The sequence below is a fragment of the Mycobacterium sp. genome, from assembly GCF_035623875.1.
Classification (GTDB): Bacteria; Actinomycetota; Actinomycetes; order Mycobacteriales; family Mycobacteriaceae; genus Mycobacterium.
The window spans coordinates 1-23,916 of record NZ_DASPSP010000173.1 but is presented as its reverse complement, the minus strand read 5'-3'; the positions used below and the strand labels follow the sequence as shown (position 1 = coordinate 23,916).

The 23,916-nt window shown below is 65.2% G+C and carries 23 protein-coding genes; 11 read left to right on the top strand and 12 right to left on the bottom strand.

Features of this window, described 5'->3' with window-relative positions; genetic code table 11:
• The first annotated feature begins 6 nt into the window (after positions 1–6).
• From VEI45_RS14430 to VEI45_RS14405, 6 genes are all read left to right on the top strand, one after another.
• Positions 7–1,110 (top strand): NmrA family NAD(P)-binding protein, encoded by a 1,104-nt coding sequence (locus tag VEI45_RS14430; RefSeq protein ID WP_324854290.1) that lies wholly within the window; start codon positions 7–9, stop codon positions 1,108–1,110.
• A gap of 48 nt (positions 1,111–1,158) precedes the next feature.
• The gene (locus VEI45_RS14425; RefSeq protein WP_324854288.1) at positions 1,159–2,010 is read left to right on the top strand and encodes a class I SAM-dependent methyltransferase; all 852 of its coding nucleotides are present in this window, start codon (positions 1,159–1,161) and stop codon (positions 2,008–2,010) included.
• Between the two features lie 17 nt (positions 2,011–2,027).
• Positions 2,028–2,840 carry a class I SAM-dependent methyltransferase gene (locus tag VEI45_RS14420; protein ID WP_324854286.1) on the top strand — a complete coding sequence of 271 codons (813 nt, stop codon included), beginning with the start codon at positions 2,028–2,030 and terminating at the stop codon, positions 2,838–2,840.
• A gap of 96 nt (positions 2,841–2,936) precedes the next feature.
• A complete protein-coding gene (locus tag VEI45_RS14415; RefSeq protein WP_324854285.1) occupies positions 2,937–3,845 on the top strand; it encodes a TauD/TfdA family dioxygenase in 909 nt (302 codons plus the stop codon).
• Between the two features lie 114 nt (positions 3,846–3,959).
• Complete coding sequence (locus VEI45_RS14410; protein WP_324854313.1) at positions 3,960–4,712, top strand: beta-phosphoglucomutase family hydrolase; 753 nt, start codon at positions 3,960–3,962, stop codon at positions 4,710–4,712.
• Between the two features lie 9 nt (positions 4,713–4,721).
• Complete coding sequence (locus tag VEI45_RS14405; RefSeq protein WP_324854283.1) at positions 4,722–7,115, top strand: glycoside hydrolase family 65 protein; 2,394 nt, start codon at positions 4,722–4,724, stop codon at positions 7,113–7,115.
• Here VEI45_RS14405 and VEI45_RS14400 read toward each other — a convergent pair.
• The 3 genes from VEI45_RS14400 to guaB are packed head-to-tail and all read right to left on the bottom strand — an operon-like array spanning position 7,099 to position 11,641.
• A complete protein-coding gene (locus VEI45_RS14400; RefSeq protein ID WP_324854281.1) occupies positions 7,099–8,835 on the bottom strand; it encodes a GMC family oxidoreductase in 1,737 nt (578 codons plus the stop codon). The two genes, VEI45_RS14405 and VEI45_RS14400, sit on opposite strands and share 17 nt — an antisense overlap.
• A 58-nt stretch (positions 8,836–8,893) precedes the next feature.
• On the bottom strand, positions 8,894–10,021 hold the full coding sequence (locus VEI45_RS14395; RefSeq protein ID WP_324854311.1) for a GuaB3 family IMP dehydrogenase-related protein: 1,128 nt from the start codon (positions 10,019–10,021) through the stop codon (positions 8,894–8,896).
• A 30-nt stretch (positions 10,022–10,051) separates the two neighbouring features.
• The gene (gene guaB / locus VEI45_RS14390; RefSeq protein WP_324854279.1) at positions 10,052–11,641 is read right to left on the bottom strand and encodes an IMP dehydrogenase; all 1,590 of its coding nucleotides are present in this window, start codon (positions 11,639–11,641) and stop codon (positions 10,052–10,054) included.
• Between the two features lie 157 nt (positions 11,642–11,798).
• On the opposite strand from guaB, the gene VEI45_RS14385 reads away from it, so the two are divergent.
• Positions 11,799–12,212 carry a DUF5319 domain-containing protein gene (locus tag VEI45_RS14385; RefSeq protein ID WP_324854277.1) on the top strand — a complete coding sequence of 138 codons (414 nt, stop codon included), beginning with the start codon at positions 11,799–11,801 and terminating at the stop codon, positions 12,210–12,212.
• Between the two features lie 15 nt (positions 12,213–12,227).
• Here the strand turns inward: VEI45_RS14385 and VEI45_RS14380 are convergent, their stop codons facing one another.
• The 3 genes from VEI45_RS14380 to VEI45_RS14370 form a co-directional block, all read right to left on the bottom strand.
• Positions 12,228–12,917 (bottom strand): anti-sigma-D factor RsdA, encoded by a 690-nt coding sequence (locus VEI45_RS14380; protein WP_324854275.1) that lies wholly within the window; start codon positions 12,915–12,917, stop codon positions 12,228–12,230.
• Positions 12,910–13,488 carry a sigma-70 family RNA polymerase sigma factor gene (locus tag VEI45_RS14375; protein ID WP_324854273.1) on the bottom strand — a complete coding sequence of 193 codons (579 nt, stop codon included), beginning with the start codon at positions 13,486–13,488 and terminating at the stop codon, positions 12,910–12,912. Before VEI45_RS14375 ends, VEI45_RS14380 begins: the two co-directional genes overlap by 8 nt.
• 92 nt (positions 13,489–13,580) lie before the next feature.
• Entirely contained in the window at positions 13,581–14,396 is an 816-nt protein-coding gene (locus VEI45_RS14370) for a hypothetical protein (RefSeq protein ID WP_324854309.1), read from the bottom strand.
• Between the two features lie 354 nt (positions 14,397–14,750).
• Between VEI45_RS14370 and VEI45_RS14365 the strand changes: the two genes are divergently transcribed.
• The 3 genes from VEI45_RS14365 to VEI45_RS14355 all read left to right on the top strand — a co-directional run bounded on the left by VEI45_RS14365 (position 14,751) and on the right by VEI45_RS14355 (position 17,227).
• Positions 14,751–15,059, top strand: coding sequence for a WhiB family transcriptional regulator (locus tag VEI45_RS14365; RefSeq protein WP_324854271.1), 309 nt, complete (start codon positions 14,751–14,753; stop codon positions 15,057–15,059).
• Between the two features lie 323 nt (positions 15,060–15,382).
• Positions 15,383–16,258, top strand: coding sequence for an LLM class F420-dependent oxidoreductase (locus VEI45_RS14360; RefSeq protein WP_324854270.1), 876 nt, complete (start codon positions 15,383–15,385; stop codon positions 16,256–16,258).
• 201 nt (positions 16,259–16,459) lie between these two features.
• On the top strand, positions 16,460–17,227 hold the full coding sequence (locus VEI45_RS14355) for an SDR family oxidoreductase (RefSeq protein ID WP_324854307.1): 768 nt from the start codon (positions 16,460–16,462) through the stop codon (positions 17,225–17,227).
• Here the strand turns inward: VEI45_RS14355 and VEI45_RS14350 are convergent.
• The 3 genes from VEI45_RS14350 to VEI45_RS14340 form a co-directional block, all read right to left on the bottom strand.
• Positions 17,212–17,616, bottom strand: a complete 405-nt coding sequence (locus tag VEI45_RS14350) for an SDR family oxidoreductase (RefSeq protein WP_324854268.1) — start codon at positions 17,614–17,616, stop codon at positions 17,212–17,214. The two genes, VEI45_RS14355 and VEI45_RS14350, sit on opposite strands and share 16 nt — an antisense overlap.
• Before the next feature lie 92 nt (positions 17,617–17,708).
• Entirely contained in the window at positions 17,709–18,608 is a 900-nt protein-coding gene (locus VEI45_RS14345; protein ID WP_324854266.1) for an NAD(P)H-binding protein, read from the bottom strand.
• A gap of 58 nt (positions 18,609–18,666) precedes the next feature.
• On the bottom strand, positions 18,667–19,167 hold the full coding sequence (locus VEI45_RS14340) for a hypothetical protein (RefSeq protein ID WP_324854264.1): 501 nt from the start codon (positions 19,165–19,167) through the stop codon (positions 18,667–18,669).
• A 383-nt stretch (positions 19,168–19,550) separates the two neighbouring features.
• Here VEI45_RS14340 and VEI45_RS14335 point away from each other — a divergent pair, with 383 nt between their 5' ends.
• Positions 19,551–20,411: a class I SAM-dependent methyltransferase gene (locus VEI45_RS14335; protein ID WP_324854262.1), complete on the top strand. Its 861-nt coding sequence runs from the start codon at positions 19,551–19,553 to the stop codon at positions 20,409–20,411.
• Positions 20,412–20,447: 36 nt separating this feature from the next.
• Here the strand turns inward: VEI45_RS14335 and VEI45_RS14330 are convergent, their stop codons facing one another.
• The 3 genes from VEI45_RS14330 to VEI45_RS14320 all read right to left on the bottom strand — a co-directional run bounded on the left by VEI45_RS14330 (position 20,448) and on the right by VEI45_RS14320 (position 23,854).
• Positions 20,448–21,107, bottom strand: coding sequence for a class I SAM-dependent methyltransferase (locus tag VEI45_RS14330; RefSeq protein ID WP_324854261.1), 660 nt, complete (start codon positions 21,105–21,107; stop codon positions 20,448–20,450).
• Positions 21,108–21,187: 80 nt separating this feature from the next.
• Complete coding sequence (locus tag VEI45_RS14325) at positions 21,188–22,231, bottom strand: alpha/beta fold hydrolase (RefSeq protein ID WP_324854305.1); 1,044 nt, start codon at positions 22,229–22,231, stop codon at positions 21,188–21,190.
• Positions 22,232–22,753: 522 nt separating this feature from the next.
• Positions 22,754–23,854: a ferritin-like domain-containing protein gene (locus VEI45_RS14320; RefSeq protein ID WP_324854259.1), complete on the bottom strand. Its 1,101-nt coding sequence runs from the start codon at positions 23,852–23,854 to the stop codon at positions 22,754–22,756.
• Positions 23,855–23,916 lie beyond the last annotated feature (62 nt).

Genomic DNA, 23,916 nt, shown 5'->3' with positions numbered 1-23,916 from the left:
AGTCCCATGGAACATAATCGCGTTTTGGTAACGGGCGCCACCGGCAAGATCGGCGGCGCAGTGGCCGCGCAACTGTTGGAAAAGGGCGTGCCGATAAGGGCTTTGGTGCATCGCGACGATGCGCGTAGTGCCCGTTTGCGGGCCCACGGTGCTGAAGTTGTGGTCGCCGATATGTTTGACATCCAGCAGGTTCAGGCCGCGCTGGAAGGGGTTGGCCGGCTGTACTTCAACCCGCCTTACCACCCCCATGCACTCGACAGCGCGGTTGCTTTTGCAGTTGCTGTCCGGCGTTCGGGCGTGGAAGCGGTTGTGGCGCTTGGCCAGTGGCTCGCAAGCCCCGAGCATCCGTCGCTGATGACCCGGCAGGCATGGTTGACCGACAGGCTGTTCGAGCTTCTGCCCGACACCGCCCATGTTGCAGTCGATCCCGGCTACTTCGCCGATAACTACCTCAACCTGGTCCCGATGGCCGCCCAACTTGGCGTGCTGCCGACACCGACCGGGGCGGGCCGAAATGCGCCTCCCTCCAACGAAGATATCGCCCGCGTTGCAGTGAGCGCCTTGCTGGACCCGCACCGCCATGACGGTCGGGCCTACCGCCCGACCGGTCCAACGCTTCTGTCCGGAGCCGACATCGCCGACGCCGTCGGTGAGGCCCTAGGCCGCCGGGTACGCCACATCGATATTCCCCCGCGGATATTCATGAAGGCTGTCCGCGTCAACGCCAAGCGACTCGGAGCCGACCAGTTTTTCGAATCCAGCCTGCGCCACTACCTGCCCGAGTACGCTCTGGGTACCTGGGAGGTCGGCGGTCCTACGACCCACGTCCGCGATGTCGCCGGTGTGGAGCCCGAAGACTTTCTGACCATCGCACGCCGCTATGTCAATGGTCCGGAATCTCGGCGCACTGCAAGCAATCTCATTCGCCAAGTATGGCTATTCGCGCTGACCGGACTCGTACCAATGCACCGCCTCGATCGGTTCGACCGGGTCCAGCAACATCCCCGTCCAGCCCATCCGCGGTTATCCGGCCAGTCCACAGTCTGGCGAAACGAGCATACCGCAGAACCGAAGTGGGCGACGCGGCCTCGACTTAGCACAACGACATAGCAGAAAAGCGCAGACATGAAATACAACTGGAAAAGAGGAAGTAACGCGATGAGTACAGCGGCATCTGCTGCAGCAGGCGGCAGCACCTATGTCCTGGGCCATGCCGACGTGGAGGTGCGGCGGCTTCTCCTGCAAGGACGGCTCTATAACGATCACACCGAGCATGCGCTACGGCTCGCCGGGCTGCGACCGGGCATGCGGGTGCTCGATGTCGGCTGCGGGCCCGGTGACGTGTCGTGTATGGCCGCTCGGCTGGTCGGTCCCGCAGGAACCGTTCTTGGTGTGGACGCCGCACCCGAGATGATTGAGCTGGCCGGAGCCCGCGCGGCCGAACAAGGCTTGTCTGCAGTGCATTTCAAACAAGCGGGAATTGACGAAATCACCCTTGATGAACCGGTCGACGCAGTAGTTGGCCGATTGATCCTGATGCACTTGCCCGATCCAGCCGCCACGCTGCGGCGCCTCAGCACCTTCGTGCGCCCCGGTGGCATCATCGCGTTCTCCGAGAATGACATCACCGGAACACGCAGCATCCCGGACATGCCGCTGTTCCGGCAGGTGACAACCGGTATCGCCCGCGCGTTTGAGGCCATGGGGCTCAGCCCGCAATTTGGCACCACACTGCACACGATCTTTGCCGATGCCGGCCTAGGCGCGCCACGCATGACTCTCAGCACGCCGATCGGGACAGCCGCCGACACCGACATGTTGGCCTACGCCGCGGAAGTCTGGCGCTTGGTGTACCCAACAGCACGACAAATGGGCTTCGCCATCGACGAACTCGCCGATATCGACAACTTCGTCCCGCGCTTCCGCCAGGAGGCACTTGCGGTCAACGCGCTAATCACGATGCCCCCCATGATCACCGCATGGGCTCAGGTGCCCGACAAGCTCGCCTGATCGGAAAGAGAGCAGACATGAACAACACCCAAATCCCTGGCCAGTACTCGACTGGCCTATCTCACAGCAACATCGAGCAAGCCCTCATTGCCGCCGGAAAGGACCTAGACCATCTTCAGCCGGCAGATCTCGCGCTGACGGAGGACTTCCACACCATGGGTCGCATCGCCACGAACCAACTGGTGGATCTGATCGGTATTACAAGTGACAACCAGGTGCTCGACGCGGGCAGTGGGATCGGAGGCACGGCTCGCTTCGTCGCCGACCAGTGTCGGTGCCACGTTACCGCCGTCGATCTGACCGAGGAGTACTGCGAAACGGCGCGTTGGCTTAATCGACTTGTCGGGTTGGACAAGCAGATTTCGGTTCATCAAGCAGACGTCACCGAACTGCCCTTCGCCGATGCTACTTTCGACGTCGTCTTCAGCCAGCACGTTCAGATGAACATCGCCGACAAGCCCCGCCTCTATCGTGAAGCACGCCGAGTGCTGGCCAGCGGGGGACGGCTTGCGCTGTGGGACATCACAACTGGCGAACTCGGCGAACTCGACTACCCACTGCCATGGGCCGACCAACAACGAATCAGCCACCTGGCCACGCCAGACAAGTTGCGTGCCGTCGTCGAGTCCGCGGGGTTCGCGATCGACCACTGGAACGACCTCACCGACCAGGCGGCCACCTTGATGCAGGCACTTTTGACACTGCCGCCCAGTCCACTCGGACTGCAAGCCTTCGTCACCGACTTCGCGCAGAAAGCTAACAACCTGACTGTTGCCCTCGCCGATGGACGACTCCGCGCCATCCAAGGTGTGGCACGAGCGATCACCTAAGGCCGTCCCGCTTGACGCCTACGTAGTCATTTGACTACACTAACGGGCATGCATGTGTAGTCACACGACTACACATCAGGTGAGAGGACCACTGCAATGACGATTCCGTCGACATCCACCTTGACCGTGACGCAGTTGGGCAGCCGCATCGGCGCACGCATCGACGGCGTACGACTGACCGGCGATCTTGACGCTGCAACGGTCGGACAGATCCGCGAGGCGCTGCTGCGCCACAAGGTGATCTTCTTCCGCGACCAGCACCACCTTGACGATGCCCAGCAGCAGGCATTCGGCGCGCGCCTGGGCACTCCGATCGCCCATCCCTCAGTCCAGCATGAGAACGCGCCGATCATTACGCCGATCAACTCCGACTACGGCAAGGCCAACCGCTGGCACACCGACGTCACGTTCGTGGCGAACTACCCCGCCGCGTCGATCCTGCGCGCCGTCACCCTGCCGAGCTATGGCGGGTCGACGCTGTGGGCTTCTACCGCGGCGGCCTACCAGGCGCTGCCGGAGCCGCTCAAACACCTCACCGAGAATCTCTGGGCGCTGCACAGCAACCGGTTCGACTATGTCACTCCGTCCCAAATGCAGACCGAAGAGCAAAGAGCGTATCGGATCCGGTTCGAAAAGGCTGACTTTCGCACCGAGCATCCGGTGGTGCGGGTACACCCGGAGACCGGTGAGCGGACCCTGGTGGCCGGGGATTTCGTCCGCGGCTTCGTCGGTCTGGACAACTACGAGTCGCAAGTGCTATTGGAGTTGCTGCAACGACGAATCACTATGCCGGAGAACACGATCCGATGGAATTGGGAGGCCGGTGACGTCGCCATCTGGGATAACCGGGCGACCCAGCACCGGGCGATCGACGACTACGACGACCAGTATCGGCTGATGCACCGGGTTACCGTGATGGGCGACGTGCCCGTCGACGTACACGGTCGACGCAGCCGGGTGATCAGCGGCGCTCCGCTGCAGGCCCTGCAGACCGCTGCCAGCTGACGCTCCTGCAGGTCGGGTAGCCGAACAGGAGGAAAACACTCGGTCAGTCGGAACGCATGGCGCACCAGCCTCGGGCATGGTGAGGTGGTAGTTGCCCACGCCCGAAATCACCGCCTGGAAGCGAGGTCCGCCGTGCTGGGTCTACCCGAAGCGGTGCACGCCTGCCTGTTCGATCTCGACGGCGTGCTCACCGACACCGCGAGTGTCCACACCAAGGCCTGGAAGCTGATGTTCGACGCGTTCCTGCAGCAACGGGCCGAACAGACTGGCGAACCGTTCGTCCCGTTCGATCCGGTCGACGACTACCTGAAATACGTCGACGGCAAGAAACGTGAAGATGGAGTCCGGTCGTTTCTGGCCAGCCGCGGCATCGAGCTGCCCGACGGCGACCACGACGACCCGCCCGGTAAGGACACCGTCTACGGGTTGGGCACCCGCAAAAACGATGCCTTCCAGACGACCCTGCATAGCGACGGCGTCAAGGTATTCGACGGCTCGCGACGCTATCTGGAAAAGGTGGCCGCTGCGGGTCTGGCCACGGCGGTGGTGTCCTCCAGCGCCAACACCCGCGAGGTGCTGGAGATCACCGGGCTCGACAAGTTCATCCAGCAGCGAGTCGACGGCGTGACCCTGCGCGAGGAACACATCGCCGGCAAGCCGGCACCCGACTCGTTCCTGCGTGCGACACAGCTGCTAGACGTCGCACCCGCCGCAGCGGCGGTGTTCGAGGACGCACTCTCTGGGGTCGCCGCCGGCCACGCGGGGCATTTCGGGTTCGTGGTCGGTGTCGACCGCGTGGGCCAAGCCGATGAATTACGAAGCCACGGCGCCGATGTCGTGGTTACCGACCTCGCCGAACTGCTCTAGGTTGCCATCATGATTACCGAAGATGCTTTCCCAGTTGAACCCTGGCAGATTCGCGAAACCAACCTCAACTTGAACCTATTGGCCCAATCCGAGTCGCTGTTCACCCTGTCCAACGGGCACATCGGATTGCGCGGCAACCTGGACGAGGGTGAGCCGCACGGCCTGCCCGGCACCTACCTCAACTCGTTCTACGAAGTCCGGCCGCTGCCGTATGCGGAAGCGGGTTTCGGTTATCCAGAAGCCGGCCAGACGGTCGTCGACGTCAGCAACGGCAAGCTTTTTCGCCTCATGGTCGATGACGAGCTGTTCGACGTCCGCTACGGCCAACTGATCGACCATGAGCGGATCCTCGACCTGCGCGCCGGCGCACTGATCCGCCAAGCGCACTGGCGTTCCCCCGCGGGCAAGCAAGTGAAAATGTCGTCGACTCGGCTGGTGTCGCTAGCCCAGCGCAGCGTCGCGGCCATCGAGTACGTAGTCGAGGCGCTCGACGAGTTCGTCCGGATCACCGTGCAATCCGAGCTCGTCACCAACGAGGACCAGCCGGAGACCTCGAGCGATCCGCGGGTCGCGGCGGTGTTGGAGCGACCGCTTGAGGCGGTCGACCACGAGAAAACCGAAAACCGAGCGGTGCTGATGCACCGCACCAGGGCCAGCGGACTGATGATGTCCGCCGGGATGGACCACGAGATCGAGGTCCCGGGGCGGGTCGAGGTGGACACCGAAGTGCGCCCAGACTTGGCCCGTACCACAGTGATCTGCGGACTGCGTCCGGGCCAGAAGCTGCGGATCGTGAAGTACCTAGCCTACGGGTGGTCTAGTCAGCGCTCCCGCCCCGCACTGCGCGATCAAGCTGCGGGTGCGCTGAACGGCGCCCGCTACAGCGGATGGCAGGGCCTGTTGGATGCACAGCGTCAGCGCCTCGACGACTTCTGGGAGAGCGCAGATGTCGAGGTTGAGGGCGACCCCGTCATCCAACAGGCGGTGCGGTTCGGCCTCTTCCACCTATTGCAGGCGAGCGCGCGCGCCGAACGACGCGGGATCGCCAGCAAGGGACTAACCGGCACCGGTTACGACGGCCACATCTTCTGGGACACTGAGGGATACGTTCTGCCGGTCCTCACCTACACCGCGCCGCATGCGGCAGCCGATGCGTTGCGGTGGCGGGCATCGACGATCGACATGGCCAAGGAGCGTGCGGCAGAACTGGGCCTAGAAGGCGCGGCGTTTCCCTGGCGAACGATTCGCGGCCAAGAGTGCTCAGGCTACTGGCCGGCCGGCACGGCAGCTTTCCACATCAACGCCGACATCGCGATGGCGTTCGAGCGGTATCGCGTCGTCACCGGCGACCACTCGCTGGAGGAGGACTGCGGGCTCGAGGTCCTCATCGAAACTGCCCGACTCTGGCGCTCACTCGGGCACCACGACCGCCACGGCGTCTGGCATCTCGATGGGGTCACCGGTCCTGACGAGTACACGGCGATCGTCCGCGACAACGTCTTCACGAATTTAATGGCGGCGCACAATCTGCGGGTAGCCGCCGAGGCGTGCGCCCGCCATCCCGAGAAGGCGCACGCGATGGGTGTCACGACCGAGGAAATGGCCTCCTGGCGCGATGCGGCCAACGCGGCAAACATTCCCTACGACGACGAGCTGGGTGTGCACAAGCAGTGCGAAGGCTTCACCACTTTTGCGGAGTGGGACTTCGAAAAAAACAACGCTTACCCGTTGTTGCTACACGAGCCCTATGTGCGGCTCTACCCCGCCCAGGTGGTGAAGCAGGCGGACCTAGTGCTGGCGATGCAGTGGCAAAGCCATGCTTTCACCCCGGAACAGAAGGCCCGCAACGTCGATTACTACGAGCGGCGCACCGTGCGTGACTCGTCACTGTCGGCCTGCACGCAGGCGGTGATGTGCGCCGAGGTCGGCCATCTGGAACTGGCCCACGATTACGCCTACGAGGCCGCGCTCATCGACTTGCGCGACCTACACCACAACAGCCGCGACGGGCTGCACATGGCCTCGCTGGCGGGAGCATGGACCGCCCTCGTCGCCGGCTTCGGTGGGCTGCGCGACGACGAGGGCATCCTGTCGCTCAATCCGCAATTGCCGGACGAGTTCGGACGCCTGCGGTTCCGGTTGATATGGCAGGGATTCCGGTTGACTGTCTCCGCCACCCACAACGACGTCACCTATACGCTGCGCGACGGACCCGACGGTGAGGGGCTGACGATCCGCCACGCGGGCGAAGAACTCAAGCTCAGCACGCAGCAGCCGACAACCGTTGCCGTCCAGGAGCGTGAGCCGGTGCTGCCGCCACCGCCACAGCCACCAGGCCGGGAGCCGACACACCGGCGCACCAGCTTAGCGTCGACGAGATTTCCGGTCAGCCAGCCGAGCTGATCGGCTCGATCCGCGGCCAGCGCAGCGCGCCGGGCGCGTCCGCCGGCACCACCGGATGCTGCGGCGCGATCGGGTCGAGCCGACGGTACGGCTCGCCCTGACGTGGCCGCAAATCGTTTTCACCCTTGTTCGGCCACAGCGAAGCGGCCCGCTCGGCCTGCGCTGAAATCGACAGCGACGGGTTGACCCCGAGGTTGGCCGAGATCGCCGCACCATCGACCACCGACAACGTCGGGTAGCCGTACACCCGGTGGTACGGGTCGATCACGCCATGTTCGGCGCTGTCGCCGATCACCGCACCGCCGAGGAAGTGCGCGGTCAGCGGGATGTTGAACAGCTCGCCCCAGGTGCCACCGGCCACGCCATCGATCTTGGCGGCAATGCGACGGGTGACCTCGTTGCCGACCGGAATCCAGGTCGGGTTCGGCTCGCCGTGCCCCTGCTTGCTGACGTAGCGGCGGCGGCCGAACTTGCCCCGTTTGGTGAACGTGGTGATCGAGTTGTCCAGATGCTGCATCACCAGCGCGATCACCGTGCGCTCGCTCCACTGACGCGGATTGAGCATTCGAAGTAAGCCGCGCGGATCGTCGCCGCCTTGATGCAACAACTGCTTCCAGCGCGGCACATCGGTGCCCTCGGGACCGGACCCGTCAGTCATCAACGTCTGCAACAGCCCCATCGCGTTGGAACCCTTGCCATACCGGACCGGTTCGATATGAGTGTCCGACGTCGGGTGAATCGACGAGGTGATCGCGACCCCATGGGTCAAGTCCAGGTTCGGCGAGACCGTCAACGTCGCGGCACCGACGATCGATTCGGAGTTGGTGCGGGTCAGCACGCCCAGCCGATCCGACAGGCCGGGCAACGTGCCCGTGTCACGCATCTTGAACAGCAGCTTCTGCGTGTTGTACGTGCCGGCGGCCAGCACCACGTGATTCGCGGTGAAGGTGCGCCTCTTGCGGCGCAGCAAGCGGCCGGTGTGCTTGGTGTGAACCTCCCACAGTCCGTCGGGCCGCTGCGCGAACTTGGTGACGGTCGTCATCGGATGTATCTGCGCCCCAGCCGATTCCGCGAGGCCGAGATAATTCTTCAGCAGGGTGTTCTTGGCGCCGTAGCGGCAGCCGGTCATGCAGGATCCGCATTCCAGACAGCCGGTCCGGGCCGGGCCGGCGCCGCCGAAGAACGGGTCGGGCACCGTCTCGCCGGGTGTCTTGGTTCCGTTCGGACCGAAGAACACCCCGACCGGGGTCGGCACGAAGGTGTCGCCGCAACCCATGTCGTCGGCGACTTCCTTGACCACACGGTCAGCGTCGGTGAACGTCGGGTTCTCGACCACACCGAGCATCCGCTGCGCCTGCTGGTAATGCGGCATCAACTCCGCGCGCCAATTGGTGATGTGCGACCACTGCCGATCGTCGAAGAACGGATCGGGCGGTACATACAGCGTGTTGGCGTAGTTCAGCGATCCACCGCCGACGCCGGCACCGGCCAGGATCATGCAGTTCTGCAGGAGGTGGATGCGCTGGATGCCGTAGCAGCCCAGTTGGGGCGCCCACAAGAACTTGCGCAGGTCCCAGGAGGTCTTGGCGAAGTCTTCGTCGGCGAAGCGGCGGCCGGCCTCGAGCACGCCGACCCGGTAACCCTTTTCGGTCAGCCGCAGCGCGGTGATGCTGCCCCCGAAGCCCGACCCGATAATCAGGACGTCGTAATCCGGTTCCATCGCACCAGTATGGACGTACCCGGCGATACCAATCCAGAAAACCGCGTGGCCCGACCTGCTAGCTGTCGACGGTCAGGCCGACCTTCTGGAATTCCTTCAAGTCGCAGTAGCCGGCCTTGGCCATCGACCGGCGCAACCCGCCGACGAGGTTAAGCGAGCCAAACGGATCGTCGGAGGGGCCGTCGAGCACCTGGCGCAGCGGCGGTCGCTCGCCGACGGCGATCTGCAGTAACGCGCCGCGTGGCAGCGACGGGTGGGCGGCCGCACTCGGCCAGAACCAGCCGTCACCCAGCGCCTCCGCCGCCTCGGCGAGCGGGGTGCCCAGCACCACCGCGTCGGCGCCGCAGGCGATGGCCTTGGCCAGGTCGCCGGAGGTGTGGATATCCCCGTCGGCGAGCACATGCACGTAACGTCCGCCCGTTTCGTCGAGGTATTCCCGCCGCGCCGCGGCGGCGTCGGCGATCGCGGTGGCCATCGGCACGCTGATCCCGAGTACCTCGTCGCTGGTCGTCACTCCCATGGTGGATCCGTAGCCGACGATGACGCCTGCTGCCCCGGTCCGCATCAGGTGCAGCGCCGTGCGATGGTCGAGCACGCCGCCAGCCACGACCGGGACGTCGAGTTCGGAAATGAAGGTCTTGAGGTTGAGCGGCTCACCGTCGCTGGCGACGCGCTCGGCGGAGATGATCGTGCCCTGGATGACTAGCAGGTCGACGCCCGCGGCCACCAACCCCGGCGTCAACGCCTGCGCGTTCTGCGGACTCACCCGAACCGCGGTCGTCACCCCGGCGTCGCGGATGCGGGCCACCGCGGCGGCCAGCAGCTCGGGATCCAGTGGCGCAGCATGCAGCTGCTGCAGTAACCGGATGGCCGCCGACGGTTCGGGTTCTTTCGCTGCTGCCTCGGTGACCTGAGCGATCTTGGCGGACACGTCCGGGTGCCGGCCGATCAGCCCTTCACCGTTGAGCACTCCCAGACCGCCCAGCCGACCCAGCTCGATGGCGAATTCCGGCGACACCAGTGCATCGGTCGGATGGGCGACGACGGGAATCTCGAACCGGTACGCGTCGAGCTGCCACGTCGTCGACACGTCCTGTGAAGACCGGGTGCGCCGTGACGGCACGATGTTGATGTCTTCGAGTTCATAAGTGCGCCTTGCTGTTCGGCCCATGCCGATCTCGACCATGTCACGCATGAGCGACCCTTCTCGATCGGTTCACCGCACGTAGTAGTTGGGCGCTTCGGCGATCATGGTGATGTCGTGCGGATGGCTTTCTTTCAAGCCCGCCGCCGTGATCCGGACGAATTGTGCCTGCTGAAGCGCCTCGATGGTGTTCGACCCGGTGTATCCCATCGCTGCGCGCAACCCACCGGTGAGCTGGTGGATGACCGAGGCCAGTGGCCCGCGGAACGGCACTCGGCCCTCGATGCCTTCGGGCACCAGCTTGTCCTCGGAAAGCGCGTCGTCTTGGAAGTACCGGTCCTTCGAATACGACTTGCCTTCACCCCTGCCCTGCATCGCCGCCAGTGACCCCATGCCCCGGTAGCTCTTGTACTGCTTGCCGTTGACGAAGATCAGCTCACCGGGCGCCTCGGCGGTGCCGGCCAACAGCGAGCCCAGCATCGTCGTCGACGCGCCCGCGGCCAGCGCTTTGGCGATGTCGCCGGAGTACTGCAGTCCACCGTCGGCGATCGCCGGCACACCTGCCGGGCCGCAGACCGCGACCGCCTCGAGAATCGCGGTGATCTGCGGCGCACCGACGCCGGCCACCACCCGGGTGGTGCAGATCGAACCCGGACCCACACCGACTTTGACCGCATCGGCGCCGGCCTCGATCAGCGCTGCAGCTGCCGACCTGGTGGCGACGTTGCCGCCGACCACCTCGATCCGGTCACCGACCTCGGCCTTGAGCTTGCCGACCATGTCCAGCACCAGCCGATTGTGCGCATGCGCGGTGTCCACAACCAGGACGTCAACCCCGGCGTCAACCAGCGTCATGGCCCGCACCCAGGCGTCGTCGCCGATACCGACGGCCGCCCCGACCAGTAGGCGGCCGTCGCTGTCCTTGGTGGCCAGCGGGTGCTGTTCGGTCTTGACGAAGTCTTTGACGGTGATCAGCCCGGTCAGTCGGCCGTGACCGTCGACGACCGGCAGCTTCTCGATCTTGTTGCGGCGCAACAGGCCCAGCGCTGCGTCAGCGCTGACGCCCTCCTGGGCGGTGATCAGCGGGGCCTTGGTCATCACTTCTGCGACCGGCTTGGACTGGTCGACCTCGAAGCGCATGTCGCGGTTGGTGATGATGCCAACCAGTGCACCGGAGCCGTCGACCACCGGCAGCCCGGAGATCCGGAACTTCGCGCACATCGCGTCGACTTCGGCCAGCGTGTTGTCCGGCCGGCAAGTGACCGGATCGGTGACCATGCCCGCCTCCGACCGCTTCACCATCTCGACCTGGCCCGCCTGTTCTCCGACCGACAGGTTGCGGTGCAGCACGCCCATGCCGCCCGCCCGGGCCATCGCGATGGCCATCCGCGACTCGGTGACGGTGTCCATCGCGGAGCTGACCAACGGCACCTTGAGCCGGATCTTCTTAGTGAGCTGGCTGGACGTATCCGCAGTGGCGGGCACCACATCTGAGGCTGCCGGCAACAGCAGGACGTCGTCGAATGTCAGTCCCAGCATCGCGACCTTGTGCGGATCGTCACCTCCGGTGGGTACCGGGTCGTCGGCAAGGCCGCCGACGCGGACGTACGGTTCGACAATCAGGTCGCCGCTGCCTTCAAGACGGGACAAGCCAGATGACATCGCCGGGGCCCTCCCATACGCATGCAGAATCAGGACCTCATCTTATCGGCTCCCTGACGCCCGGCGACTATGCGCGCCGTGAAGCGGGAGCTACCTGACGGCTGGTCTGCGGGCGCAGCGCTGGCGTGATACCCGCTCGGCTGCGTACTGTGGACCCGTGCGCGACTACCTCCCGCCGGGTTTGCCGCCGGATCCGTTTGCCGGCGACCCGTGTGATCCGTCGGCGGCGCTGGACGCCGTCGAGCCCGGCCAACCGCTTGACCCTCAGGAGCGGATGGCGGTCGAAGCCGACCTGGCCGACCTTGCGGTCTACGAGGCTCTGCTGGCGCACAAGGGTATTCGGGGCCTGGTGGTGTGTTGTGACGAGTGCCAGCAGGACCACTATCACGACTGGGACATGCTGCGCGCGAACCTGCTGCAGCTATTGGTCGACGGCACGGTCCGTCCGCATGAGCCGGCCTACGACCCCGAGCCTGACGCCTACGTCACCTGGGATTACTGCCGAGGGTACGCCGACGCCTCACTCAACGAGGCGACCTCGGACACCGAGGGATTTCACGGCCGCCGCTGACCAGGCGTTTTCGCCTCAGCCACCTACCGAGTTGGGCTGCTGACCCGTCATGCTGGCCGGGGCCGCATTCGGTAGGGAGCTGGACACCACCGTCGCATTGGGATCGCGGTTGGCGACCTTCGCGTTCAACTGGTTCACCCGCTCGACCAAGTCCTGTTTGCGATCGCTGTCCTTGACTGTCTGCACCCGGTCGCTGACCGCGGCCAGCTTGTCCTGCGCCTGATCCCACTGGCCCAGCGAGATCATTTGCTCAACGGAGTCCAAATCGCTCTGGGCGGACGATGCGATTCGCTCATCGTGCACCGAAGCCGGCTCGCCGAACACCTTGGTGTGGACGCCGTAGAGCGTATCGCCCGGCCCGGCCTGGCCCATCACGGCGACGAATCCGCCGATGCCGAGCACGGTCGCGGCCAGCGCCCCCACCAGCGCCATACTGCGACGGGTACGACGACGCGCTGCCAACCCTCGATTCAACGCCCCGACGGCTTCCCGCTCCGGGCACAGCCCGCGCGGCGCCGGGGCCCTAGACTCGTCGCGCCACTCTTCCAGCAGCGCGGCCAGCGCCCTCTCTCCGCTGTCTCGCTGGTCCGCAACGTCGCTGAAGTCGATCGGCTCGCGTTTCGCCAGCGCGTCGATGAACCGCTCGGTGCGGGCCACCGCGCGCGGATCGGGCTGATCAAACGGTGTATGAATTCGTTCAGACATAATCTCGTCCCGCCGCAATAATCTCGGATTTCAGCCGCGCCAAGGCGCGGTGTTGGGCTACGCGCACCGCTCCGGCGGTGCTGCCGACGGCGCTGGCGGTCTCCTCGGCGGTCAAACCGACCACCACGCGCAAGATCAGGATTTCGCGTTGCTTATCGGGCAGAACCTTGAGCAGCTCGCTCATCCGGGCAACGGAGTCGGCTTGGATGGCGACCTGCTCCGGACCGGCCTCGGCTGACCTGCGGTCGGGAATCGAGTCCGTGGGATACGTCAGGTCGCGGCCGGCTGCACGATAGGCGTCGGCCACCTTGTGCGCGGCGATGCCGTACACGAAGGCCAGGAATGGGCGGCCGCGATCACGGTAGCGCGGCAACGCCATGACGGCGGCCAAGCACACCTCCTGCGCCACGTCATCAGCCGAAAGGCCGCTCCGCTCGATTGTGCCGACCCGTGCGCGGCAGTATCGGATCACGATCGGGCGGATCGTCTCAAGCACTTGCCGAATCGCGTCCCGATCACCTGCTACGGCCTCAGCTACAACAGCGTCGAGACGTTCCTCCAGCGTTGTCATCGGCGGCAACATCTCCAACGTTACGGACCGGGCATCGCCCGGGACGGTGGCCCACAGTAAAACAATAACGACCCGCCGCAGTTACTGCGGCGTTAGCGCTGGCGCCAGGCTCCACCCCAATGCTGCACTTGGCGGGCGCACTCGTCGCGAATGTCGCACAGCTCTGCCATCGGGCGACTCGGGCTTGCGGTATCGAAAAGGGCGACTAGTAGGCAGGCCACCGCCCAGCGCAGCGGCACCAGGCCCAACCGGCCGGCAAGCTCCAGCGCCGCCGCACCGACGGCCCGGGCCCGGTCGACGGCGCCGGCGCTGCATAGCGCAGCCGCCAACACCACCTCGCTTTTGGCCGAATGCCGGGCGGACCCGTCGACCGTGGTCGCGGCCAACTCGACGCCGAGCTCTGCGTTGCGCACCGCCGCGGCGCCGTCGCCGGCCGCCATCGCCAGCTCGGCGGCGACCCACGCTCGGCGCACCGACAGCCGTCGCTGCGGCGCTTCTGCCACGAACGGCTCTGCCCGGCTCAGCAGCGTCGCCGCGGCGGCCAGGCGGCCGACGCCGAGCGCGTCGGCCGCCAGTCCGATCAACGCATCGGCGGCAGCCTCGGGGTCGGCGCCGGCCAGCGCCAACGCCCGACCGTCCCAGCCGCGGGCCAGCCGGTGCCAACCCAGTTGGCGCAGAAACGAAGCCTGGGTACTGTGCGCCAGCGAGGCAAGATGATCGGCCGGCGCACTTCGTAGCAGCGTCGCGAGGTCGTTGCGAGCGCTGCCGTAGCGGCCCTGTCCCCCGGCGCCGACGGCGCGTAGCCATAGCTGATGCGGTGTGCCCGCCGACGGCAGCGGCCAGCGGCCAGGCTGGTTTCCAAAGGCGGTCGCTGTCAGGTCGGACTCGATTGTCGGACCGCAAGGCATATCGATCACGGCGGGTACCAGTTAAAACTTCATGGTTTCTGAGTTACACCGGTATTAAATCTGACGCTGATTATATTTATCGTGCCGACCCCGCGACTGGTCGCGAGCTGGGACATTCCGCCATAACACCCCATCGCCATGCATGGGTAGGCGCGCTGACTCATCGCGTCGGTGAATTCAGAGTAAATTGTCAAGCCCCAGTTGAGCATTCGGCAGATCACCGCGTGTTGACGAAATTTCCGTAGGCCCCCTACCTTTAAGGCCGACGAGTAGTCACCGACGACCCCTCGATTCAGTTGACGACTTACCTGTTCGCAAACTGGCCAGAACATGGGCGTGTAGAGAGGGACTTCAATGCCACAGCCAGAGCAGCTACCAGGCCCCAACGCCGATATTTGGGAATGGCAATTACAAGGCCTTTGCCGCGGGGTGGATTCGTCGGTGTTCTTCCACCCGGACGGCGAGCGCGGCCGGGCCCGCTTGCAGCGTGAGCGGCGTGCCAAGGAGATGTGCCGCCGGTGCCCGGTCATGGCGCAGTGCCGCGCACATGCCCTGGCGGTCGGCGAGCCGTACGGCATCTGGGGCGGCCTCTCGGAAACCGAACGCGAGCTGCTGCTCAAGCGTGAGATCGGTCGGACGCGCAGTATCCGCCGCACCGCCTAGTTCGTTCGACCAAACGCAAAAGGCCCCCGAATCGAGCGGATTCGGGGGCCTTTGCGACTGCTCAGCCGGTAGCTCGGTGAGCGTGGACGCGGTGGTGGGCGCCGGTACTGTCCTGACATGCAGAACGTGCCGTTCAGGCTCGGGTCGTCCGGTTCCTGCTTGGCCTGCTCACCGGGTGAACGACCCGAGCGTGTCCTGGACGGACTGCGGGCCTTCCTCATGGAGCAGAACGAGATTACAGCGCGCACTCTCGGTGCGGAACCGCCCGCAGAAGTCTCGCCCGCGGCGGAATAGCTGCGCGCGGCGCAAGAGTTGCACTGGCAATGACCGCGACACACACCGTCACAAGCGACCTCGGCCGATTTGGCTTCTTCGGACTTGGTGCCACCCCCGAGCAGGCCCGGGAAATCGAACGGCTAGGCTACGGCACGATTTGGGTCGGCGGTTCGCCGCCGGCCGAATTATCTTTCGTGGAGCCACTTTTGGAGTCGACCACCACGCTGAAGGTGGCCACCGGCATCGTAAACATCTGGACGGCGGCAGCCAAGCCCGTCGCGGAGTCGTTCCACCGCATCAACACCGCCTACCCGGGCCGCTTCGTGCTCGGCGTCGGAGTCGGCCATCCTGAGGCGCAGGCGCAATACCGCAAGCCGTACGACGCGCTGGTGTCGTACCTCGACGAGCTCGACGAATATGGCGTACCCGCGAATCAACGTGTGCTCGCCGCGCTCGGGCCGCGGGTGCTGAAGCTCTCGGCCGAGCGCGCCGCCGGGGCGCATCCTGCCAACGCCACGCCCGAACACGCCGCACAGGCCCGCGCGATCATCGGACCGAACGCGCTGCTGGCACCGGTGCATAACGTGGTGTTGACCAGCGACGCCGAGGAGGCGCGTGCAATCGGCCGGATGGCGCTGGACCGCTACTTCAACCTGACGAACTACGTGAGCAATTGGAAGCGGCTGGGTTTCACCGAAGCCGACGTCACCCGGCCCGGCAGCGACAGGCTAATCGACGCCGTGGTCGCCCACGGCACCCCTGATGACGTCACCAAGCGCCTGGTCGCATATCTGAACGCCGGTGCCGACCACGTGGCGATCCTTGTGGTCGGCGGGTCCGACAAGGTGTTGCCGACATTGTCCGAACTCGCTGGGCCGCTTGGCCTGTCACGCGATGGGCAGGGGGCGCCAAGCTCGACGTAGCCCGCCGCCCTACCCTCTGAGATACAGACATGCGAGCACTGATCTTGAGCGTGAGGGCTTTTCGGCCGCGAACTAGGCGGTGAAGCCCGGCGGCTGGTGGCTAATTTCGTGGCGCGGCGACCGGGTGATGTCGGCGGTCCCCAAACGGGAAACGGCAGCGATACAGTTCCCCTGGGCAACCGGGAAGGGTTGTGGGCGAAAGTGGACGTGGTGGATCTGTTTCAACTGCACGGCAAGAACGCTCTCGTGACTGGCGCCTCCAGCGGTATCGGCAAGCAAGTGGCGCTGGCGTATGCACAAGCAGGGGCTGCAGTGGCGATCGCGGCCCGACATCATGAGCCGCTGCAGCAACTGGCCGCAGAGATCGCTGCCGGCGGTGGGACGGCGGTACCCATCACCTGCGATGTAACCCAGCCCGAGCTGGTGGCCACCATGCTGAGCCGAGTCACCGATGAGTTGGGCGGGGTCGACATCGCGGTGTGCAACGCCGGGATCATCGCCCTCAGCAGCTTGCTGGACATGCCGCTGGAGGAGTTCGAGAGTATCCAGAACACCAATGTCAACGGTGTCTTCCTCACCGCACAGGCCGCGGCGAAGGCCATGGTCGCCCAGCAACGCGCCGGAACCATCATCAACACGGCGTCGATGTCGGGTCACATCGTCAACACCCCGCAGCAGGTAGGCCACTACTGCACCTCGAAGGCAGCCGTCATCCAGCTGACCAAGGCCATGGCTGTGGAGTTGGCACCCCACAACATCCGGGTCAACAGCGTCAGCCCGGGCTACATCCTTACCGAACTGGTAGAGCCCTACTCCGAGTACCACGCGCTTTGGGAACCGAAGATCCCGCTCGGACGCTTAGGCCGGCCGGAGGAACTCGTCGGCATTTACCTCTATCTCGCGAGTGACGCGTCGAGCTATATGACCGGTTCCGACATCGTGATCGACGGCGGCTACACCTGTTGGTGAGCGGCCACCGCAGAAATGAAGGGTCCCGTCTCGACCAGGCGCTCTTGCTCGCGCTTACCGGAGTAGTGGGCAGTGCCGCCTTCAATCCGGTGGGTTCCGACGATCGACAGCAACACGTGGTGACGCACGCCCGCGCGCTCCTCGGCGTCGAGAAGATTTCTCGTGGTGGTGCCTAAATAGGCGGAGGTCTCCGCAGCGCCGATCGGCGGTGAGCTGATGGCGTCGACCACCGCGTCAACCCCTTGGAGCGCCGCGTCCAAACCGTGGCCGGTGATCAGGTCAACGCCCAGAGAGCGGCTGATGCGTACCACCGCATGTCCATCCCGCTCAACGAACGAGACAGTGCGAGCGCCGATATTGCCGTTCGCACCGACGACAGCGATTCGCATAGCAGCCTCCCCCTACACGGTATTCGCATAGCAGCCTCCCCCTACACGGTAATGGAGCCAATCGTCTTCGCCGGGGGTATGAACACGCGCGCTCACCGACGAGGGCGCCCGCTGGTGCCGAACCGGGAGCGGGTGGCCGCGACGTAGTCCTCCACGGTGATGGGCTTGACTCCGCCGATCACCTCGACGAGGTTGTTAACCCCGGCGAAGACGCCGTCGCGGTAGTCCTGTGCCACGTTGCTGATGTGCTGCACGAAATGCGCCGAGGCGCCGGCGGCGGTCAGATCGGCCGCGAATGTGGGAATGTCGATGGGCTCGTAGCGCACCGGGATACCCAGAGTGTGTTGGACTTTCGCGGCCATTTCATACCAGTTGAGTTCTTCGGCGCCGAACAGCGGGTAGATCTGGCGGTCGTGCGGATCGGGGTTTTGCAGGATCGCGGCGATGACATGGGCTTGATCGGCGGCGTCGATTGGGGCGTGTCGGGCATCGGCGAAGGGCAGCCGATAGAGCCCTTCGTCGTTGTCGCGGATCCAGAACATGCTCAGAAAGAACGTAAAGAAGGTGGGCCGCAGATGGGTGGTGATCAGCGCGCTGCGGTCCAGCAGTCGCTCCGCGAGCCAATGGTGGCGCGCGGCGTTGCTCTTGGCTTCCCGACTCGCCGAGATCTGCGACATATTGACCACCGCGTGCACACCCGCCTCGCTGGCCGCCTGCACGAAGTTCGCGGTGGCCTCCACCAAACCCGGGGCGACGGGGTAGTTGAAGTAGGCCGCACTCACCCCGACCGTCGCGGCGCTGACCGCGGGAAAGTCCAGCAGATCGCCTTGCACGACTTCGGCGCCCAGTTCACGCAACCGGTCCGCGCGCTCGTCGACGCTGTGCACCAACGCGCGGACGCGAAGACCACGTTCCCTCAACAACCTCACGGTGTGCGCCCCGGTGTTGCCGGTGGCGCCGGTGATCAGGAACAACTCCTTGCTTTCCGTCATGGGCGTCGACCCTTTCTTGTGGATTTGAACTGCGCTGATCTCCACGACTTACCGTTGATCACTGACCTGGATGTCTGTCCAGCGTGATAACGGTCGACGAGCGGTCCGCAGCGTTCGCGTCGCTGCGGGCCTCAATGGCCTTGACGCTGTTGACGAATGCCTTTCGCAAGGATCCCTTGGCAACGGTTGCGAGTAGCCCCGACAGGACGAGACCTCTTAAGTTCTTGCCCTCGCGAACTATCACGACGTCTACGTCGGTCGTTCCGTTGGGCTGCCGCGTCAGGGTGTATTTGTAGCCGGATGCGCCGCCGAACACGTTGGAGTCGATTGTCTTGGCCCTGACGCGGTTGAGATCGGACCAGTCGTACTGCAGACGTTCCCAGACGCCACCCGAGCCCTCGGTGACGTCGGCGTCATGTAGGCCCAGGTGATGCACCTTGAGGTACGAATCGGCGCTCTTTTCAAAGACCTTCGATCGGCCCGGCCCGAAATCGGTGAGCCCGGCGACGAACTGTTCGGGGGTCGACGTGGTCGTCTGGCGGAAGTGGATCGTGGACATGAAATGTTCCTTTCTGCAATGGTTTTCGTACGTTATTAGGCTTGCAGCCCGTTGATGGTCATTGGCTGCGGATGGATGTGCGTGCTCATGAGATGTCCTTTGCGCTCGATACTGGTCGATGCGGTTCTAAGGACGCACGGCACCTGTTGGGAATTCCCGCTTACGAGTCAGCAACCTAGCCCCACTGATCCTGGTAGTGGCAGGAACAGCTTCGGCCACGACGCGTCGCGGTCAGACGTTGTTTGACAGCGTTCGCAGTTCCTCGAGCGCCCTGGCGGACTGGCTGCCGGGGTTCTGCCTGATAGGTCAGCATGTGCTGCCCGCCAGAGTGCGGAATGTTGAATCTGTTCCTGCGTAGGTACAGGCCGAATACCGTACGCAATATGGCCGATCCGGGAGCGATTAGCGCTGGCGGGCCGCCAGTGCAGGCGCGTAGGTACGTACTTGGTCACTCTGACGGTGAGCTTGATCGGCTAGCGGTCCAGGCTCGCTTGATCGAGCCGATCACGCGCCGGTTCTTCTCGACGGCTGGGATCGCACGTGGGATGCGGGTACTCGACGTCGGCAGCGGTATCGGCGATATCGCGTTACTGGCGGCTGAGTTGGTCGGTGACAGCGGCGAGGTCATCGGTGTCGAACGCGCTGCAGCCGCGCTCAAAGTTGCCAGGCGACGAGCAAGCTCACTGGCGACGTGCAACGTGACGTTCCTGGAGGGCGACCCGGCGGAGTTAACATTTGATCGCCCATTTGACGCGATCGTCGGCCGGTACGTCTTGATGTTCCAACCCGATCCGGCGGCGTGGATGTGTGGCTTGCTGCGGCATTTGGCCCCCGGTGGCATCGTCGTGTTCCAGGAACCGCAGTGGGCGTGCGCACATTCTGCTCCGCATATTCCAAGCTGGCAGCGATGCTGTCGCCTCGTGGTCGAGGGTCTCAGCGCCGGAGGTGCCGACCCGGAGATGGGCGCGAAACTGCCGGCCGTGTACACCGCGGCTGGTCTTCTGGCGCCGAAGCTCGCTATGGAAGCTGTGATCGGCGCCGGTGCCGGCAGCGCCCAGCAGGTGCATTTCACGACCGATGTGCTCGTAACCTTGCTGCCCGAGCTTGAAAGGCTCGGTCGCGTCGCGCCGGGCGAGATCGATCCCGCGACCCTTGCCGATCGAGTCCTGGCTGACATCGCCGCTTGCGGGAGCGTCTTCGTAGGCCGCTCTGAGATCGGCGCCTGGTCTATGAACCCGACCTAAAGCCGCAAGACGAGGCGAAATCGACGACCGTCCAGATCACCGAGTGGCCCGTCCCACCATGAGCGGATGGACGATCCGCGGCATGCCGCGCCACACGACGTCATCGGCTGCGACAGCGAAGCCGCAGGCGCGCATCAACTCCACGGTCGGGCGGTTGCAGATGCAGCCGCCTGCGAAGCGGCGCCACGGCTGGAGCAGGTTGTCCTGGCATGCTGCGAGGAACCGCGAGCTCGCGCGCACGTGTTCGATGAACAACAACTGCCCATCCGGGCGGAGCACGCGTGCGATCTCGCGGAGCGCGCGTTCGGGGTCATTGACGGTGCAAAGGACGAGCGTCGAGACGACGGTGTCCACGGACGCATCGGCCAACGGTAGGCACTCCGCCGGCGCGTCGACGATCCGCGCGCCGCGCCCGTGCCGCTGCAAGTGACGCGCGAGTCTTCGGCGCATCCCCGGCTCGGGCTCGGTGAGCACGAGCTCGGCGATCCCGTCGGGATAATGCGCGACGTTCAGCCCGGTCCCGGCGCCGATCTCGACGACACGCCCGCGGGCGCCACCCAGGAGCGCGCTTCGCCGGCGGCGCATGCCTGCGATCTCGCCCAGCCAGAGAAACGGGTCGTACACCACGGCGAGAATCCGCAGCCACGCCGCAGACGGTGGACTCGCCTGGAGTTCGGTGCTGTCGATGTCTGTCATGCCGCGAACGTACGACAGCCCGAATAATGCCCGCATCGCTCGGAGCGGCCATCTTCCGCAGATGGCCCCTTCCGGCTACCTCACAGGAGTCCGAGACGCGCGGCCTCCGCGACGGCGGCCGTCCGTGAGGTGCGACCCAACTTGCTGCGGATGTTCGCGACGTGGCGGTGAACGGTATGCGGGCTCAGCACGAGCTGCTCGGCGATCTCGCGATCGCTGAGACCGCGCGCGACGCAGGCGAGGATCTCACGCTCACGACTGGACAGCAGGTCCGGCTCCGGCTCGCTCGCATGGTGCGGCGACGACTGCACCGGTGCCAGCGCTTCGCGGCACGCGCGGACGACGGAATCGACATCACCGTGCCAGGGGAAGTGCGCGCTCCCCTGCAGCGGGATGAACGTCGCGCCTGGAATCGCGGCCGCGACCTCACGCCCGAGCCGGTACGGCACGGCGCGGTCGTCGCGACGATGCACGACCAGCGCTGGCGGGCGGACGAGGGGAAGGTGCACGCGTACGTCGAGGCGATAGACGAGACCCAACAAGGCGGCAGCGGTCTCGGCGGTCGCCGCCTCCTGCTGGAACCGTGCGAAGCGTTCGTGCTCCGCAAAGTCGACACCACTGAGGAAAATGTCACTGAGCAGGCGCGAGCCGAGTCCCCAATGCGCGCGTACCGCCGCGAAGATCGCGTCCGCCACGCCCGGAGCGGTAATCGCCGCGCCATCGGGGTACGACCCGTACAGCACCAGGCGCTCGACGCGCTCCGGAAACGTTGCGGCAAATGCGATGGCGGTGCAGCTCCCACACGAGCCGCCGATGAGCGACACGCGCTCGAGCTCGAGCTCGTCGAGGAGCGCATGGAGTGTCGCGACTTCCCCGTCGAGGGTCAGATCCGACTCTCGCACCGTGCGGTCCGACATGCCGACGCCGAGCCGGTCGTAACGGATCAGTGCGTAGCCATCCGCGACGCCTTCCCAGAATCGCCGAAAGCCCGTGCTCTGCCAATCAAGTTCGAGGTGGCTCACCCACCACGCCGGAGCGACGAGCGGTGGACCGTCTCCGCGTATCTCGTACGCCACGCGGCGGGCGTCAAGGGGAAAGAACCGGATCTCGGACTTCTCCAGCATCGCCACGAGCCTACGACGACCGCCTGAGCAGCGAAAGGACGGCGGCGAGACGCAGCCCGACCGGGGGATCTCGTCCACCTACCGCCCCCGCTATGCAGGAAGCCCCGCTTGAGCGGGGCTTCGGCTATCAGCTAATTCTTCCGGTGCCCTCGGTCGGACTCGAACCGACACTGGACGGATTGATTTCTGGCCGAGCGAGAGACGGCGCCGGGCCGGTCAAGGCCGCGGTGGCTGATCGAGGGGTGCAAAGCCGGCACTGTTGCGTCGCGTAACACACCGACGCATATCCGCAGAAAGATCGCCCGTGGCGTAACAACGCCTAAAGCCAATAATTGCATTTCAGGCATTTTGCAGGAAGGCGCGCTGGGGTTCGAGTCCCCTTAGCTCCACCGATATAACTGCAGGTCGATTTTGAGGCAAAGGCCTCATGTGCTCGATGACGGGGTCGGTCGACTATCACTGCATGTTCAGCTCGTCGAGCAGTTCAGGTGCGCCGCCCTCCTCGCCAAACCGGACATTGAGTTAGCTCGCGCCCGCCGCGATCACCTCGTCCACCTCGAGGGCCCGGTCGGCCATCTCGGCGTGTGCCTTCTCCAGCGCGTCGGCCTGATCCTCATCGGCCTTCATCAGCCCCTCGATGTCGAAGCCGGCCATGTCGAGCACACCCATATCCCTGAAGGCCTTCTGTACCTTGTCGCCCCATAACCCGATGTCCTTGACGATCGGCACGATGCGGCTGAACAGATGCGAGCGGAACTGGATCATCAGCGGCGACGTATCGACCCACTCAGCACACGCTTGGACGTCCATGCCGAGGGTCTCGAAGACCTCCTCGCCGCGGAACCGGTCGCGCATCAGGTAACAGGCGTCCACGACGAACTCTTCACGCTCGTCCCGCTCGGCCTCGGTCAGCGCGGAGTAGTAGTCCTTCAGCGAGATTCGGCCGAAGGCGACGTGCCTGGCCTCGTCCTGCATGACGTAGGCCAGCACCTGCTTGGCCAGCGAGTCCTGCGCCGACATGTCCCGCAGCACCCCGAAGGCGGCGAGTGCGAGCCCTTCGATGAGGACCTGCATGCCGAGGTAGGGCATGTCCCAGCGCGAGTCGCGCAGGGTGTCGTCCAGCAGTGCGGTCAGGTGCTTGTTGATCGGGTAGACCACGTCCACCTTCTCCTGCAGGAACCGCGAGAACGCCTCGACGTGCCGGGCCTCGTCCATGGTCTGGGTGGCCGCGTAGAACTTCGCGTCCAGGTCCGGGACGACCTCGACGATCTTGGCCGCGCACACCATCGCACCCTGCTCCCCGTGCAGGAACTGCGAGAGCTGCCAGGCCTGGAAGTGCTGGCGCATCTCGGCGCGACGTGCGTCGTCTGCGGCGTCCCACATCGGGCTGCCGAACAGCGGATGGAACTCGTCAGGCAGCCCGATCGGGTTCATCGGGTCGACGTCTTGCGCCCAGTCGATGCGCGACTGGGCATCCCACTGCTTGTCCTTTCCCTTTTGGTATAGGGAAAGGAGCCGGGCGCGCCCGTCGTCGTACTCCCACGTGAAGCGCGCCTCGCCGGCACTGGCGACCTCCCACGAGTAGGGCACGGGCACGTCCGTGTACTTGTCCCTCGTGGTCATGAGCTGCCGCCTTTCTGCCCGGTGTGACCAGTGGTCATATGACGGGTATCACATTGCACCGC

Excerpts from the sequence above, each read along its gene's own strand:
- VEI45_RS14415 (WP_324854285.1), top strand. The coding sequence starts at position 2,937 with ATGACGATTCCGTCGACATCCACCTTGACCGTGACGCAGTTGGGCAGC.
- VEI45_RS14340 (WP_324854264.1), bottom strand. The coding sequence starts at position 19,167 with ATGTCCACGATCCACTTCCGCCAGACGACCACGTCGACCCCCGAACAG.
- VEI45_RS14345 (WP_324854266.1), bottom strand. The coding sequence starts at position 18,608 with ATGACGGAAAGCAAGGAGTTGTTCCTGATCACCGGCGCCACCGGCAAC.
- VEI45_RS14350 (WP_324854268.1), bottom strand. The coding sequence starts at position 17,616 with ATGCGAATCGCTGTCGTCGGTGCGAACGGCAATATCGGCGCTCGCACT.
- VEI45_RS14380 (WP_324854275.1), bottom strand. The coding sequence starts at position 12,917 with ATGTCTGAACGAATTCATACACCGTTTGATCAGCCCGATCCGCGCGCG.
- VEI45_RS14335 (WP_324854262.1), top strand. The coding sequence starts at position 19,551 with ATGGCCGATCCGGGAGCGATTAGCGCTGGCGGGCCGCCAGTGCAGGCG.
- VEI45_RS14360 (WP_324854270.1), top strand. The coding sequence starts at position 15,383 with ATGACCGCGACACACACCGTCACAAGCGACCTCGGCCGATTTGGCTTC.
- VEI45_RS14405 (WP_324854283.1), top strand. The coding sequence starts at position 4,722 with ATGATTACCGAAGATGCTTTCCCAGTTGAACCCTGGCAGATTCGCGAA.
- VEI45_RS14320 (WP_324854259.1), bottom strand. The coding sequence starts at position 23,854 with ATGACCACGAGGGACAAGTACACGGACGTGCCCGTGCCCTACTCGTGG.
- VEI45_RS14425 (WP_324854288.1), top strand. The coding sequence starts at position 1,159 with ATGAGTACAGCGGCATCTGCTGCAGCAGGCGGCAGCACCTATGTCCTG.
- VEI45_RS14395 (WP_324854311.1), bottom strand. The coding sequence starts at position 10,021 with ATGGTCGAGATCGGCATGGGCCGAACAGCAAGGCGCACTTATGAACTC.
- guaB (WP_324854279.1), bottom strand. The coding sequence starts at position 11,641 with ATGTCATCTGGCTTGTCCCGTCTTGAAGGCAGCGGCGACCTGATTGTC.
- VEI45_RS14325 (WP_324854305.1), bottom strand. The coding sequence starts at position 22,231 with ATGCTGGAGAAGTCCGAGATCCGGTTCTTTCCCCTTGACGCCCGCCGC.
- VEI45_RS14375 (WP_324854273.1), bottom strand. The coding sequence starts at position 13,488 with ATGACAACGCTGGAGGAACGTCTCGACGCTGTTGTAGCTGAGGCCGTA.
- VEI45_RS14400 (WP_324854281.1), bottom strand. The coding sequence starts at position 8,835 with ATGGAACCGGATTACGACGTCCTGATTATCGGGTCGGGCTTCGGGGGC.
- VEI45_RS14330 (WP_324854261.1), bottom strand. The coding sequence starts at position 21,107 with ATGACAGACATCGACAGCACCGAACTCCAGGCGAGTCCACCGTCTGCG.
- VEI45_RS14420 (WP_324854286.1), top strand. The coding sequence starts at position 2,028 with ATGAACAACACCCAAATCCCTGGCCAGTACTCGACTGGCCTATCTCAC.
- VEI45_RS14430 (WP_324854290.1), top strand. The coding sequence starts at position 7 with ATGGAACATAATCGCGTTTTGGTAACGGGCGCCACCGGCAAGATCGGC.
- VEI45_RS14365 (WP_324854271.1), top strand. The coding sequence starts at position 14,751 with ATGCCACAGCCAGAGCAGCTACCAGGCCCCAACGCCGATATTTGGGAA.
- VEI45_RS14370 (WP_324854309.1), bottom strand. The coding sequence starts at position 14,396 with ATGCCTTGCGGTCCGACAATCGAGTCCGACCTGACAGCGACCGCCTTT.